Source organism: Lactiplantibacillus argentoratensis, from assembly GCF_037290055.1.
Taxonomy (GTDB): domain Bacteria; phylum Bacillota; class Bacilli; order Lactobacillales; family Lactobacillaceae; genus Lactiplantibacillus; species Lactiplantibacillus plantarum.
In genome coordinates this window covers 2578068-2591324 of record NZ_CP147647.1, presented here as the reverse complement: position 1 = coordinate 2591324, position 13257 = coordinate 2578068, and the positions used below count along the sequence as shown (strand labels likewise).

Below are 13257 nucleotides of genomic sequence, written 5' to 3'. Positions count from 1 at the left end.
TCGTTTTGAGCTCACGTAGCAAGTCAACGAGTTATCACAAATATATCCTTATTCTAGCCGGGAGTAGGAACTTCTGACTAATAATCACTATAAAACAACTAGTCCACCAGCACCGTTGTCGTAGTCAGGTTTTTGAGCAGTAACGACTAACTTTTCGTTAACAAAGGCCATTAAGCCCAGGCTACTTAACTCGCGACCATAGCCGGAGCCCTTGACGCCACCAAATGGTAGTTCTGGTAAGGAGCTGAGGAAGGTGTTAACGAAGACCATCCCAGTTTCAATCTGTTGGGCAACCGCTTTACCATGCGCCGCAGTTCCGGCGAAAACGATGCCACCTAAGCCCAGTTCAGAGTTGTTGGCTAAATCGATAGCTGCTTGTTCAGAATCAACTTTGAAGACTTGGGCAACTGGACCAAACATTTCTTCGTAAAAGAGGGGGTTGTCTTGATCGATGTCCGTTAAGATGGTTGGCTGGAAGAATTGGCCAGGTAAGTCGATTGGTTCGTTGCCATAAGCAACGGTTGCACCACCGGCAACGGCCCGGTCAACTTGGTCTTGTAGCTTTTCCTTAGCGCGTTTGGAATTCATTGGTGCCAAGGTAGTTTGTGGGGCCATAGGATCGCCAGGGACTAATTTGGCAAAACGTTCCTTCAACTTTGCTAAGAAATCATCGTACACATCCGCAGCGACAATAAAGCGTTTTGATGAGGTGCAGACTTGCCCAGCATTGTATAACCGGACCCGCCATGCTAAGTTGACTGCTTCGTCAATATCAGCATCCGCTAAGACGACGAACGCGTCCGAACCACCTAATTCCATAGAACTCTTCTTCAAGTTCGCACCGGCCGCTTTGGCCACCGCTTGGCCACCACGCTTAGAGCCAGTGAGTGCGACGCCTTGGATGCGGGGGTCGGCAATAATATCGCTAACTTGATCATAGTTTAAGAAGAGGTTCGTTAGACTACCAGCGGGAGCACCAGCTTCTTCGACAATTTTGGCGAAGGCTGCCGCTGAGCCCGGTGTATTAGAGGCGTGCTTTAAAATCATTGGATTGCCGACCATGTAGTTCGGTGCGAAGACCCGCATGATTTGGTAGTATGGGAAGTTCCAAGGTTCGACCAGCATCAAGACACCGGTTGCTTGTTTTTCAATTTCGGCATCGCCCGTTGCTTGAGTGCTGATTGGGGTCGGTGCCAATAATTCAGCACCGTGATCAGCATAGTAATCAGCAATCATGGCGCATAGTTCGACTTCACCTTGAGATTCACTCAGTAATTTACCCATGTCGATTGTTGCAATTTTAGCTAATTCATCTTTATGTTCACGCAACAGTGCGGCAATCTTATGGAGGCTGGCTGCACGGGAACTAACGGGTTCATGACGCCATTGGTGATAAAGGGCGTCGCCGGTAGTTAAGGCCTGTTCGATTTGGTCAGCGGTCGCGTTGTCGTAAGTTTTAACAACTTCATTGGTATATGGATTAATTGTTTGATAAGCCATAGTAAACTCCTCCTATAAATGTTCAGATATTGTAAGCGGTTAATCTGCGATTGTATGGGACTGGTAACCGCCTTCACTATTGTACGCTACCACAAAAGTACGGACAAAGTCAGCTAATTTGACTTGACCAGCGCTCGTGTCAGAAGCATTTAGGTCTGCATAAAGTCCTTCAGGTTCGCGCTGATAGCGACTAGTTTGGACTAATGAAGCGGCAATTTTAACGGGAACACCGTGGTTCGTCAAGTTAGCCTGGTATTGTTCGTCTGAGATTTGTACCCATTGTAGATCGGGCATGTTTAGGGCGTAGCGCAGATCAGCGACGAATTGGTCACCGGTGAACGTATCACTGAAGGCATATTTCACGGTGATACCGGCCGGCGTGTGATCAATTAGGGGATAAACGACACTGGCAATGTCCTCGGGCGCAACGTATTTTTGTGCTGAAGCAGCAGGCGTACTGGAATAAATTTTATGTTCAGCCTTGATTGTTGCTAAGTTACCGAACAAGTTAGCATAAAATCCGGTTGGACGGACAAAAGCCAGGTTAACCCCGTCAAGTTGTCGTAATTCATGCTCAATTAAGTTGTAAGCATGTAGCGAGCCAGCCACTTCATCGGCATCTGCGCCGATGCTGCTGAGGTTGACGACGTTGGTGACGCCGGCATCTTCAATTGCCTGTTTCCAAATCTTAGCCTGAGCCACGGCCCCTTCGAAGGGATCGTCACCGATACCACCAGAAAGCATGAGGTAAACCACATCTTTGCCAGTAAAAGTGGTGGATAAGAAATCAACATCAGTCATTGTACCAATGGCGGCATGGGCGCCGACAGCTTCAATTGAAGCTTGGCGCTTAGGACTAGTTGAGATAACGGTGACGTCATGACCGGCTTGGACGAGCTTAGGAACAACGATCCGATTAATGTTTCCTAATGAACCTAACATTGCAATTTTCATAATTATATAACCTCTTTAAAATTTGATTTTTATTTTTAAAAGATAAATCTATCTTTCAACGATTACTAGCTTAAAAGATAATTCTATCTTTGTCAAGCTTGAAAAAGATATTTTTATCTTTTATACTGAAGGCATGAAGAAAAAAGATATGAACAAACAAGTTAAGATTCAAGATGCGGTTGCGGCAATCATTCTCGCTGAGGGTCCCGCTGGGGTTTCAACGACTAAGGTGGCTAAGCGCGTCGGCATTGCACAATCCAATGTTTATCTCTACTTTAAGAATAAACAGGCTCTGATCGATAGTGTCTATGCGCGTGAGACGAACCGAATTCTTAGTACTACCGACTTAGACCGATTAAGTGATTCAACAATCGATGTGACGACTCGGATTCGATTATACGTGCAGCAGGTGTACGACTATTCGTTAGCCAACCCAGATAGCTTGACGATCATTCAACAGATCAAGGCATTGAATGGACAGGGGATGACGATTTCGGCGGCGGATGCCGATCCGAATAATATTGTCGCTAACTTATTAACGGCGGCTATCGATGCTAAGGTGATTAAGCAGTTACCGGTTAGTTTGCATATGGGGGTCGTGTTTTCAACTATTCATACGCATACGACGAATATCAGTAAGGGACGGTATGCTCAGGATCAATATACATTTGATGATATTTTCCAAATGATTTGGGACGCAATGAAACAAGATTAGGAGGTTTAAAGACGCGACCTAATTGATAGACATGAGTGGTCATCAATTAGGTCGCGTCTTTTTTTGCGCTTATGTATGCGTGCATGTAGCGACTAGTCGTCTTGAAGTGACGGTTTAGTATCTTAAAGGCTGGTTGAATAATTCGGTTCATTGTGTATTCTTTTCAAGTGTTGGTGAGTGTTTTAAACTGTAGGTACTCGTTGGGACAACCAATATGTAAGGGGGACTTTGGATGGTACAGTGGGCAAAACGATTCAGTGAAACGAAGGTACCGGTTGTATTGATTAGTCATAATCAAAATAGGTGTGCCGGCAAAATGGTGGTGTTAATGATGAGTAGACTGGAGCTGTGGGGCAGCTGATGAAGATTATTTTTGTGCAAACGCTGTTCCTATTCTTGTTCGTTAAGGTGCTTTTGCGTGATTGGCGGGTACTTAGTATTTGGGACATCAGTTATGCGGTGGTCAGTAGCCTAGTCAGCGGCTGGATTTTTTCAGTGATCGGGCAATATGCAGCATTGCCATTATTGGGACTGGTGGTGCTGTTTACTTGGTGGCATACACATAGCTTCAGTGAGTCATTATTTGTTAGCCTACAGGTGATTATCTGGTCAATTGTCGTCGATCATATCAGTTCACTTTTAACGTATATGTTGAAATTAGATGACGGGTATCTTTTGATTTTTATGGGATTACAGCTGGTTGGTTTAATCACATTGAATCTGATTTTAATGAATACGCATATCCAGACGACATTCAATCGTCCCAGACTGAACCGGGTTACGGCCTTGCTGCTACTCGCCATCTATTTATACATCATTGTCAGCGAGGGACTCGACAGTGAATTGAGAATGGTCGTCAGTAACTTAGTTGTGTTGTTGGTCGTTATGGGGCTCGCGATTGCCATCTATGATGAGTATCGGGTCACGATTCGGGCCAAGTACCAGGTTCAACAACAACGCCTGCAAATCAAAAATGATACACGGTACATGCATGAAATCGAAACGCATTATAATGAATTGCGCCGGTTTCGTCATGATTATCAGAATATAATGTTGTCGATTAATGAGTATTTGAAAACGGATGATTTGGCAGGTTTACAGCAATATTATCAACAAAATATTGCCCCAGTGACCAAGCGCGTTTCGGATGAGCAGTATAATCTCGAAGATTTAAGTCGTGTTCAGGTCAAATCGGTCAAGAGTATTCTATTTAGCAAACTCAGCTATGCGCAATCACAGGGGGTTAAAGTTCAATTTGACTTGAAGCAAGTACTTAATGGGGTAACGACGAATGAATTAGATTTGGCAATTGCGCTAGGTATTATTTTAGATAACGCGATTGAAGCCACGGCCGGTCACTATCATGGTGAGCTGATGAGCGCCATTTTTGTGACGGCCCACAGTACGGTGTTCTTAGTTCAAAATAACGTTTTTGATTCCTTGCCACCTTTATGGCAGCTAAAGGAAGCGGGGTATTCGACTAAGGGACAAGAACGGGGCTTAGGTTTGAGTCAGCTCAGCGCAATTGTTAATCGAAACGAAAATATGATATTGGAAACGCGGTTATTGGCCTCAACCTTTGTCCAGCGTTTAACGGTAAAGCGGGAATGATAAAATGATCAAAGTATATATTTGTGAAGATGATACTAAACAGTTACAAACCTTGCAGCAACTGGTCAGTAAAGTGATTATTGATCGTCAATTGGATATGGGATTTGGCCTAACGAGTGCCGATCCGCATGAAGTATTAGCGCATGTCAAAAGTCAGCAACCAACTCAAGCCGTCTTTCTTTTAGATATTGCGTTGAATTCGGATATTAATGGCATTCAGCTTGCCAGTCAAATTCGTGATTTAGGCATCCGAAGTAAGATTATCTTTGTGACGACGCATACGGAGCTATCATTGACGGTGTTTCAGTATCAAGTGGAAGCCCTGGATTTTATCTTGAAGGATTTTCCGGATCGCTTATACGAGCGATTAAATACCGTCTTACGCGTGGCACAGGAGCGTTTCAAAGCTGAAGACAATGATCAAAATAGTTATATCCAGATCAAAATTGGTGAGACGATTCGATCGTTGGACGTGCAACACGTGTTATTTTTTGAAAGTTCAATGAGCCCACATAAGATTATCGTTCATTTAGATGATGGTGAACTTGAATATTACGGTTTATTAAAGGATGTGCCGGATTTGAATTCTGATTTTTATCGTTGTCATAAGTCATATGTCGTTAATCTGACCCGCATTCGGTCATTGGATAAACGGTATCGGCGACTAACGATGGCTAACGGTGAAACCGTCCTGTGTTCCGCAGCGGCCAGTCGCTACTTAGTACGGCAGATTGGCAAAAACAATCGCTGATTGAGATCTTAGTCGATTTATATTGACGGCAGTAAAATTCAGATTGGCAAGATTCGGTTTGCTAACTAGTAAAATAATCGTTTCAGCAATTTGATTTTCCTGAAACGGTTATTTTTTTACGACGAATTGTCAAATCAAGCGCAACTTTTTGCCGAAGAAAACTTCACTTGGACTTTTCCATCCCAAGACCTTGCGTGGACGGTTATTTAAATCTGTGACAAATGCGATAATCTCTTGGTCATTTAAATCGTTCAAATCAGTTCCTTTGGGGAAATATTCACGAATTAAACCGTTAGTATTTTCATTGGTTCCACGTTGTTGTGGTGCGTGTGGATCTGGAAAAAATACCGGTATTTCTAAAGTGTCAATGACGTCTTGATAATTGGCAAACTCAGTTCCACGATCAGGTGTAAGTGTCTTTACCCGTTCCGGTGTGACGCTATTTAATAAGTCCATCATAGCTTGTGCCACGGGTTTAGCTGCGACTTTACTTACCCGTTCCGCTAATAAATACCGTGATTTACGGTCTACCAGCGTCACCAGCGCTGAACGTCCGGTTTTACCACGCACTGTGTCACCTTCCCAGTGACCAAACCGAGTTCTATTTTCAGCCGAAAGTGGGCGGTCGTGGATTGAAGGTACATCGTTAAAACGACCACGCCGTTCCTTGATAGTTCCCTTAACTTTGCGCGTTTTACCTCGATGTCTTAATTGGCGGGCGAATCCACGGGCACCATGACTTTTACGCTTTTCACCAAGATTATTCAAAGCAATTCCACGATAAATTGTGTTGTAACTGATTTTCCAGTTACTATGCTCAAAATTTAGCCGTCCTGCGATTTGTTCTGGGGACCATTTACGATGGACGATACAATTAATGACAAATGCCCGGATATCAGTTTGCGATAAGATCCGTGGCCGTCGACTTTTCAAACGTTGACGCTCATAATTTAGTTGCGCATTAACTGCGGAATATTTAGAACGACCACCATTCCGGCTAACTTCCCGTGAAATAGTCGCTTTAGAACAACCGATGCGTTGGGCAATGGCCTGGTAAGACTGTTTTAAAGTTAGCCCAACTAGTAGGCATTCACGGTCATTTAAGGTAAGATGATGATATAGGCTCATAGTCTGAGTCCTCCTTGTAAGTAAGTTGTGGTGACTATATTTTACAAGGACTCAGGCTGTGAGTCTTCTTTTTGATCATTTGTTGCACTTCAATTGTAAATTCGTCACACTTTATTCAGGTGTATTGAATTATAGACCTAAGCCATTCCAATCAGTTCGCGCACATTTATTTTGAAATAATCTTCAACGGGCCAAATAAGGTCTTAATGTAGTTTAATGGTTAGTCCGCCTGTCTTAAAACGGCCGTTGCGACGGGCCACACTAAATTATAATTAGAAGCAACCAGTTTGAATCAAGTGGGTTATGTTCGCTACAAGTGCGGCTGTTAATTATGGTCAAGGTTGGCTTGCCGTTATTCCGCAAGTCAAATCGCCGTACTGGGCATTGCCTATGATTTGAGCGTGACTTGTGATTGGTCACTAACGACAATATTGGTGATTAGTCGCAATAACTTAAGTGTGGGAGTGAATAGAATGTGTGGATTGGTTGGGTGCTTAACGGATCGGCGAAAAGTTGATAATGCCGCGTATGATCAGGTTGTGCGGGAAATGACTAAAATGATTGTGCATCGGGGTCCGGATGATGAGGGGTACTTTGCGGATGATAATATCACGATGGGGTTTCGCCGATTAAGTATTATTGATTTGGCAGGTGGTCATCAACCGCTGTCATATGATAATGAACGTTATTGGCTAACGTTTAATGGTGAGATTTATAACTATGTTGAGCTACGTGAACAGTTAATTCAAGAAGGCTACACGTTTAAGACGGATTCCGATTCGGAAGTGATCTTAGGGATGTACGCCAAATACCAGGCCAAGTTGACGACCTATCTGCGGGGAATGTTTGCCTTTGTGATCTGGGATAAGCAGGAAAAAACGTTATTCGCGGCGCGTGACCAATTTGGAATCAAACCGTTTTATTATGCGATTGCCGGGAATGATTTTTACTATGCGTCTGAGAGTAAGGCGATTTATAAGATTTTAAAAGATAAGCATTTTGATCAAAAGGCGTTACAAGATTATTTGACGTTCCAATATGTGCCGGAAACTGAGACCCTGACAAAGGAAATCAAGATGCTGGCGCCGGGCTGTTCATTAACAAAACAGTTGGGACACGCGCCGCAAATCAAGCGTTATTATCATCGGGAGTTTCATCCAGTCGTCCGTTCTGAACAGGACTACGCGACACGGCTTAAGGAGACGTTGATTGATTCGGTTAAAATCCATATGCGTTCCGATGTCCCAGTTGGGGCGTTCTTATCGGGCGGGATTGATTCGTCAATTGTGGTGGCGATTGCCAAGCAGTTCAATCCAAATCTCAAGACAATCTCAGTGGGCTTTGAACGACCTGGCTATAGTGAATTAGACGTCGCGCAGGAAACGGCTGCTAAGTTGAATGTCGATAACGTTCAAATGACCATCACGCCGGAAGCATTCATGGCAGCCTTTCCACATTTTGTCTGGAGCATGGATGATCCGTTAGCTGATCCGGCTGCTGTCCCGCAGTATTTCTTGACTAAGGAAGCCGTCAAACACGTTAAAGTTTGTCTCACCGGTGAAGGGGCTGATGAACTTTTTGGCGGGTATACGATTTATCATGAGCCCGAATCCTTGAAAGCCTTTCGGTATACGAAGCCAATCAACGGGGCCCTTCAACGGATAGCCGCGATGATGCCAGCAGGAATGCGGGGTCGTTCGTTGCTTATGCGGGGGACGACCCCGTTAGAGAAGCGGTACGTTGGCAATGCGTTTATCTTCAATGAAACTGAGAAGCAACAGTTCATGAAGCACTACAATCGTGACCATTCGTTTCAACAGACAACCCGGGTCTTTTACGATGAAGCCAAGCACTATGATTTAATCTCTAAGATGCAGTTTATCGATATGCACACGTGGTTAAATGGGGATTTGTTGCATAATGCGGACCGGACGGCGTTAGCCCACAGCCTTGAATTGCGGACACCCTTTGTTGATCGGGAGGTGTTCAATCTGGCAGCGGAAATTCCAGCCAACTTGCGAATTAGCCACGGTACGACGAAGTACATTTTACGAAAAGCGGTTGAAGATATTGTACCCGCGCACGTGTTATATCGCAAAAAGCTTGGTTTTCCAGTACCGATTCGGTTGTGGCTCAAAGATGAGATGTATGATTGGGCTAAAAATATTATTGTGACGTCGCAAACCAATCAGTATTTTGATAAGACATATTTCTTGAAACTATTGGATGACCATCGAGCGGGTGTTCGTGATCATTCGCGTCAATTGTGGACCGTGCTGACCTTCATGATGTGGCATAAGCTATACGTGGAAGCTGATATGTTAATGGATAGTGTAACGGCCAATCATCTTGCTGAACAAGTCGAGATCGGCTAAGCTGTTCATATTAAAGCTAAATAAGAACTCGTTCGACGTGCCAATGATAATAAAAATCATCCAGCGACCTGATTGTCTTAATACAAATAGGTTGCTGGATGATTTATTTTGGTGGTTTTGTAGTTGTTTTGTTAGTCGATGACGACTTTAGTGCCATACTTGATGTTGTTATAGACCCACTTGGAATCTGCAACGCTCAGATGAATGCAACCGTGTGAAGACGGTCGCTTGCCAAGATCAGCAGCGTCTGATTTGATAAAGTGACCTTGGGCATCTACGGGTGTGGAGTGGAACAAGTATTCACCATGGTTGAGCCATGAGACCCAGTAATAGGCACCTTCATCAACACTAGCACTATAAAAATATTTCCCCCGTTCGGCTTGCACATGATAGGTGCCACGGGGTGTTTTGCGGTCAGCAGTTGGCACGCCACTGGATGCATACATCGTATAGAGAACGTGGTGATGGTTCATCAAGTATAGCCGTTGTTTAGCCAACGATACGTGCATCCATAAGTCCGGATAGCGGTTGACATTGGGGTACGTGACTGTTTCGGATGATTGACGCCAGTTGATTGGTGTGCGCATGACCGTTGATTTAGCCGTGGTTTTGGCTTTCGTCTTTGACACGACTTTTTTGGTGGCTACCGCTGATTGGCTAGGTCTGTGGGCATCACCAACAACTTTGACAGTGCCGACCACCAGTAAGCCGATAACTAAAGTGATGCTAGTTAATAAAATTAATGTTGATTTGCGTTGCATGTTGCGCCCCCATAGTTGGTTGGTCCTGCCTGGCTCTGGCTTGATAGTTAGTGGTAATAGTCGATACTGACCATTCAATCAGGACCTTCTCAGTAAAAGTGAAAACCAATCGTATATTACCGTTATAGCTTTCTGAAAGTGAAAATGCAACCCAGTCGAATGCTGGATAAGTCGGTTTTACGAACAAATCGGGGTCGCAATGGCGTAAAGCGGGCATATTCGGGCTTTAAGTCAATTAAGACAGCCTAAAATGGCAATAATTAGTCTTCAAATAACACTGAAAATAAACAATAAATCCCAACTAAAAGTAGGAAGGCTGCCGGTGAAAATCGGGACGATTCATTGCTAACATTCCGAGTCGCCTCCTAATGAGGTTCCTGAACTAGTGACGGTTAAGTGGATTTAAAAGATAGTGACATAAAGAAAAACACTCAGCCTAGCGATAGGACAACCGAATTGGCGGTCATTGTTAAGCCGCTAAGCTTAGTGTTTTCGATGACCGTTTAAGACGACTACGGGTCATTTAGTTATTAATTTTGAACGCAATGCCGGTCGGTGCTTTTTGCGGGCCGCGCTAACCAAATTAGACCTAACAATAGGGCTAAGCTAACAGCAACCATGATGGCACCAAAGATCGGTGTCCAGCCTAAGCCAAGGTTGGTCGTGACTTGACCACCAATACCGGAGCCGAGTGCGATACCGACGTTAAAAGCGGAAATATTTAACGCTGAGGCCATCGTAATATCGTGTGGTGTATTCTGTTCAGCTAACTGAACAATATAGAGTTGGAGCCCAGGGACGTTCATGAAGGCAAAGATTCCCATCAGTAGGACGGTCAATAGTCCTAACCAGTGACTGTACCCGGTGACACTTAGAATGAGTAAGGTGATGAGTAACCCACTGAACATCTTGAATAGTGCAATTAAGGGCCGTGCATTGGCCCAACGACCACCCAGTGTATTACCAAGGGCGACCATTAAGCCGTAAACGACTAGAATCAAAACGACAGCGCTCGCTGACCAATGCATCTGCTGTTCTAGTAGTGGTGATAGGTAGGTGTAAACTACGAAGGTACCACCGTATCCCAGCGCCGTGACGAGTAAGGCGAACAGTAGTTGTGGATTAGTGAGTACGCGGATAATCCCCCGGACCTTGGCTTTGCTGGGTAACGGCAGATTACGTGGAATCAACCAGTAATCAGCTAACAAACCAATGACACCAATCACGCTAATAAAGATAAAGGACCAGCGCCAACCGCCTAATTGACCAATCATTGTCCCCAACGGAACACCGGTAACCGTTGCGACAGTCAGTCCTGTAAACATGATGGCAATCGCCGAGGCCCGTTTGGCAGGTGCGACTACGTCAGCGGCAATTACTGAGGCGACGGTCATAAAAATACCGTGAGCCAAAGCGGCCACGACCCGGCCTGCAAGTAAGACACCAAAGGTTGGGGCACTTGCTGCGAGTAAGTTACCAATAATAAATAAAATCATAATTAACATCATCAAGCGGTGACGGTTAAGCCGACCGGTGAGTAATGTCATGACGGGCGCACCAATCATGATACCAATGGCGTAGATCGAGACGGTCAGCCCGGCTTGCGCCAAGTTGATGTGAAAGCTACTAACGAGTAGTGGCATTAAACCAACACTAATAAATTCCGTTGACCCAATGGCGAAGGCACTGATTGCGAGTGCCAAAAGTGTCCAACTGGGATTAAACTGTTTTGTCATAAGATAAGCCTCCTGCTATTGCTAAGTTGATAAATAATGATTATACTAGCGAGTGACTTTTAGACAAGTACCGACTTTAAAGTGGGATACCCACCAAAAAGTAAGTGTGAAATGGAGGGACAATTATTGGAAACCAAAACTTATCATATTGGGGTCGAGGCCACAATGGAAATTATCGGGGGTAAGTGGAAATCAATTATTTTGTGCCATCTGCGTACTCAGACGATGCGGACGAGCGAATTGGAACGGGCGATTCCACAAATCTCGCAGAAAATGTTAGTACAACAACTTAGAGAGTTGGAAGCAGCTAATATTGTGACGCGCAAAGTGTACCAACAAGTGCCACCGCGCGTGGAATATGGATTAAGTGATTATGGCCGGAGTTTGTCCGTTGTCTTACATGAGCTGTGCGTGTGGGGAGAGGATAATATTGATCGCCGCCGAGCCGCGGGTGAGGAGATTGCCTTGTTGCATCGAGACGATTTATAGACAATGAGTTTAAATTAAAAATGGTGCGTCAAGAATGAAAACATTCTGGCGTACCATTTTTGATTAGGGGGAGTTAATGTTGGGTCGGTTGACGATGATTAGACAGTAAACTGTAACCAAACCAGCTGACTGTGATGATAGCCTGGATGATTTGTAGCCCAATGCCCCAAGGATTCGGCAAAAAGATAAATACCCAAGAACCAAAACGTGGCGTAATTAAGAAGAGTCCAATCAGCATAACTAGGGTCAAAGTGGTTATTAAAACAACCGGAACGGTTTCCTGTTTAAATGGCGTACTATCAGCATAAACCGCATGATTCATAATTTTGAAAATCAGCGCTATGGCGATAATCTCGACTAGTGGGGCGGCGAAAAGAAGTAACCAGTTCAGACGAAATCCTGTTGCCGTATTAGCATTTAATATAACGAAGAACCAGCTAATCAGGACTAACACGCCAACGAAGTGAATTTGTTGCCAGCGACCATTGCGCGGTAATTCGGCTAGGAGTGTATCTGCGAGCCCGGCTGGATCGTTACCAAAAAATTGTGAGGCTGTTTCGCCATGCTGGCTGGCGTCTAGGAAGTCTTGTAGCATCGTCAAGAGTTGGCGTGTAATGGCCTTTTCGTTGCTTCTGAACAGCTCTTTGGTCAGCAAATAAAGGCGTAAGTCGTGGAAGTATTGTGCATCACTAAGGGTGAGTTGGTGTTCAAGTTGATTGAGCTGTGCCTGGTCATTATCAATTTTGGTCATGATGGGGTCCTCCTCGTTAAAATGTGATCGACATGCGCTTTTAACTGAAACCACTGGTGATTAAAAGTTGTTAGTGTTTGTAAACCTTGAGGGGTGATGGCATAGTATTTTCGCTGGGGACCATCAGGAGAAGCTTTGAATTGCCCAATAAGATCGCCACGATTTTCCAGTTTTGCAAGTAGGGGATAAAGTGTGCCACCAACGATTGAATCAAAGCCGTCTGCACGTAATGCCTGAATCAATTCATAACCGTAAATTTCATGGTCCGCAATAATGGCCAACACACAGCCGTCGAGCACACCTTTGAGCAATTGTGTTTGTTTCAACTAGTAATCTCCTTTAACTAGATAGTAATACTATCTAGTAGTATAAGTGTTAATTACCAAACCGTCAATAACCAGATTTAGTTTTGAAACTTAATATTAGTAGCAATGACTCCGCTTACATTTTTAAACAGTTATGATAAGCTTAGATTATTAACGATAA

12 protein-coding genes are annotated in these 13257 nt (G+C 44.3%); 5 read left to right on the top strand and 7 right to left on the bottom strand.

Features of this window, described 5'->3' with window-relative positions; genetic code table 11:
- Positions 1–87: 87 nt before the first annotated feature.
- Together V7R88_RS12400 and V7R88_RS12395 are read right to left on the bottom strand one after the other, a co-directional pair.
- Entirely contained in the window at positions 88–1500 is a 1413-nt protein-coding gene (locus V7R88_RS12400) for an NAD-dependent succinate-semialdehyde dehydrogenase (protein ID WP_057717706.1), read from the bottom strand.
- A gap of 39 nt (positions 1501–1539) precedes the next feature.
- Entirely contained in the window at positions 1540–2454 is a 915-nt protein-coding gene (locus V7R88_RS12395) for an SDR family oxidoreductase (protein WP_054398728.1), read from the bottom strand.
- A gap of 133 nt (positions 2455–2587) precedes the next feature.
- Here V7R88_RS12395 and V7R88_RS12390 point away from each other — a divergent pair, with 133 nt between their 5' ends.
- The 3 genes from V7R88_RS12390 to V7R88_RS12380 all read left to right on the top strand — a co-directional run bounded on the left by V7R88_RS12390 (position 2588) and on the right by V7R88_RS12380 (position 5531).
- Positions 2588–3169, top strand: coding sequence for a TetR/AcrR family transcriptional regulator (locus tag V7R88_RS12390; RefSeq protein WP_054398724.1), 582 nt, complete (start codon positions 2588–2590; stop codon positions 3167–3169).
- Positions 3170–3529: 360 nt separating this feature from the next.
- Positions 3530–4780: a GHKL domain-containing protein gene (locus V7R88_RS12385; protein WP_054398719.1), complete on the top strand. Its 1251-nt coding sequence runs from the start codon at positions 3530–3532 to the stop codon at positions 4778–4780.
- 4 nt (positions 4781–4784) lie between these two features.
- Positions 4785–5531 carry a LytR/AlgR family response regulator transcription factor gene (locus tag V7R88_RS12380; RefSeq protein ID WP_054398714.1) on the top strand — a complete coding sequence of 249 codons (747 nt, stop codon included), beginning with the start codon at positions 4785–4787 and terminating at the stop codon, positions 5529–5531.
- A 129-nt stretch (positions 5532–5660) separates the two neighbouring features.
- On the opposite strand, the gene V7R88_RS12375 is transcribed toward V7R88_RS12380, so the two are convergent.
- The gene (locus V7R88_RS12375; RefSeq protein ID WP_016527164.1) at positions 5661–6659 is read right to left on the bottom strand and encodes an IS30 family transposase; all 999 of its coding nucleotides are present in this window, start codon (positions 6657–6659) and stop codon (positions 5661–5663) included.
- Between the two features lie 473 nt (positions 6660–7132).
- Here V7R88_RS12375 and asnB point away from each other — a divergent pair, with 473 nt between their 5' ends.
- Entirely contained in the window at positions 7133–9034 is a 1902-nt protein-coding gene (gene asnB / locus V7R88_RS12370; RefSeq protein ID WP_057717704.1) for an asparagine synthase (glutamine-hydrolyzing), read from the top strand.
- 131 nt (positions 9035–9165) lie between these two features.
- Here the strand turns inward: asnB and V7R88_RS12365 are convergent, their stop codons facing one another.
- Both V7R88_RS12365 and V7R88_RS12360 read right to left on the bottom strand, forming a co-directional pair.
- Positions 9166–9795, bottom strand: coding sequence for a L,D-transpeptidase (locus tag V7R88_RS12365; protein WP_057717703.1), 630 nt, complete (start codon positions 9793–9795; stop codon positions 9166–9168).
- 530 nt (positions 9796–10325) lie between these two features.
- On the bottom strand, positions 10326–11531 hold the full coding sequence (locus tag V7R88_RS12360; RefSeq protein ID WP_057717702.1) for an MFS transporter: 1206 nt from the start codon (positions 11529–11531) through the stop codon (positions 10326–10328).
- A gap of 111 nt (positions 11532–11642) precedes the next feature.
- Between V7R88_RS12360 and V7R88_RS12355 the strand changes: the two genes are divergently transcribed.
- Positions 11643–12020 (top strand): winged helix-turn-helix transcriptional regulator, encoded by a 378-nt coding sequence (locus tag V7R88_RS12355; RefSeq protein WP_003642329.1) that lies wholly within the window; start codon positions 11643–11645, stop codon positions 12018–12020.
- A 73-nt stretch (positions 12021–12093) separates the two neighbouring features.
- Here the strand turns inward: V7R88_RS12355 and V7R88_RS12350 are convergent, their stop codons facing one another.
- Together V7R88_RS12350 and V7R88_RS12345 are read right to left on the bottom strand one after the other, a co-directional pair.
- Positions 12094–12771: a hypothetical protein gene (locus tag V7R88_RS12350; protein ID WP_054398703.1), complete on the bottom strand. Its 678-nt coding sequence runs from the start codon at positions 12769–12771 to the stop codon at positions 12094–12096.
- The gene (locus V7R88_RS12345; RefSeq protein ID WP_054398701.1) at positions 12768–13097 is read right to left on the bottom strand and encodes a PadR family transcriptional regulator; all 330 of its coding nucleotides are present in this window, start codon (positions 13095–13097) and stop codon (positions 12768–12770) included. The genes V7R88_RS12350 and V7R88_RS12345 overlap by 4 nt, the downstream gene beginning before the upstream one ends.
- Positions 13098–13257: the final 160 nt, after the last annotated feature.

What these genes read in the sequence shown, in the direction of transcription:
- V7R88_RS12360 (WP_057717702.1), bottom strand. Translation starts at nt 11,531, where the DNA reads ATGACAAAACAGTTTAATCCCAGTTGGACACTTTTGGCACTCGCAATC.
- V7R88_RS12385 (WP_054398719.1), top strand. Translation starts at nt 3,530, where the DNA reads ATGAAGATTATTTTTGTGCAAACGCTGTTCCTATTCTTGTTCGTTAAG.
- V7R88_RS12355 (WP_003642329.1), top strand. Translation starts at nt 11,643, where the DNA reads ATGGAGGGACAATTATTGGAAACCAAAACTTATCATATTGGGGTCGAG.
- asnB (WP_057717704.1), top strand. Translation starts at nt 7,133, where the DNA reads ATGTGTGGATTGGTTGGGTGCTTAACGGATCGGCGAAAAGTTGATAAT.
- V7R88_RS12350 (WP_054398703.1), bottom strand. Translation starts at nt 12,771, where the DNA reads ATGACCAAAATTGATAATGACCAGGCACAGCTCAATCAACTTGAACAC.
- V7R88_RS12390 (WP_054398724.1), top strand. Translation starts at nt 2,588, where the DNA reads ATGAAGAAAAAAGATATGAACAAACAAGTTAAGATTCAAGATGCGGTT.
- V7R88_RS12380 (WP_054398714.1), top strand. Translation starts at nt 4,785, where the DNA reads ATGATCAAAGTATATATTTGTGAAGATGATACTAAACAGTTACAAACC.
- V7R88_RS12395 (WP_054398728.1), bottom strand. Translation starts at nt 2,454, where the DNA reads ATGAAAATTGCAATGTTAGGTTCATTAGGAAACATTAATCGGATCGTT.
- V7R88_RS12400 (WP_057717706.1), bottom strand. Translation starts at nt 1,500, where the DNA reads ATGGCTTATCAAACAATTAATCCATATACCAATGAAGTTGTTAAAACT.
- V7R88_RS12365 (WP_057717703.1), bottom strand. Translation starts at nt 9,795, where the DNA reads ATGCAACGCAAATCAACATTAATTTTATTAACTAGCATCACTTTAGTT.
- V7R88_RS12375 (WP_016527164.1), bottom strand. Translation starts at nt 6,659, where the DNA reads ATGAGCCTATATCATCATCTTACCTTAAATGACCGTGAATGCCTACTA.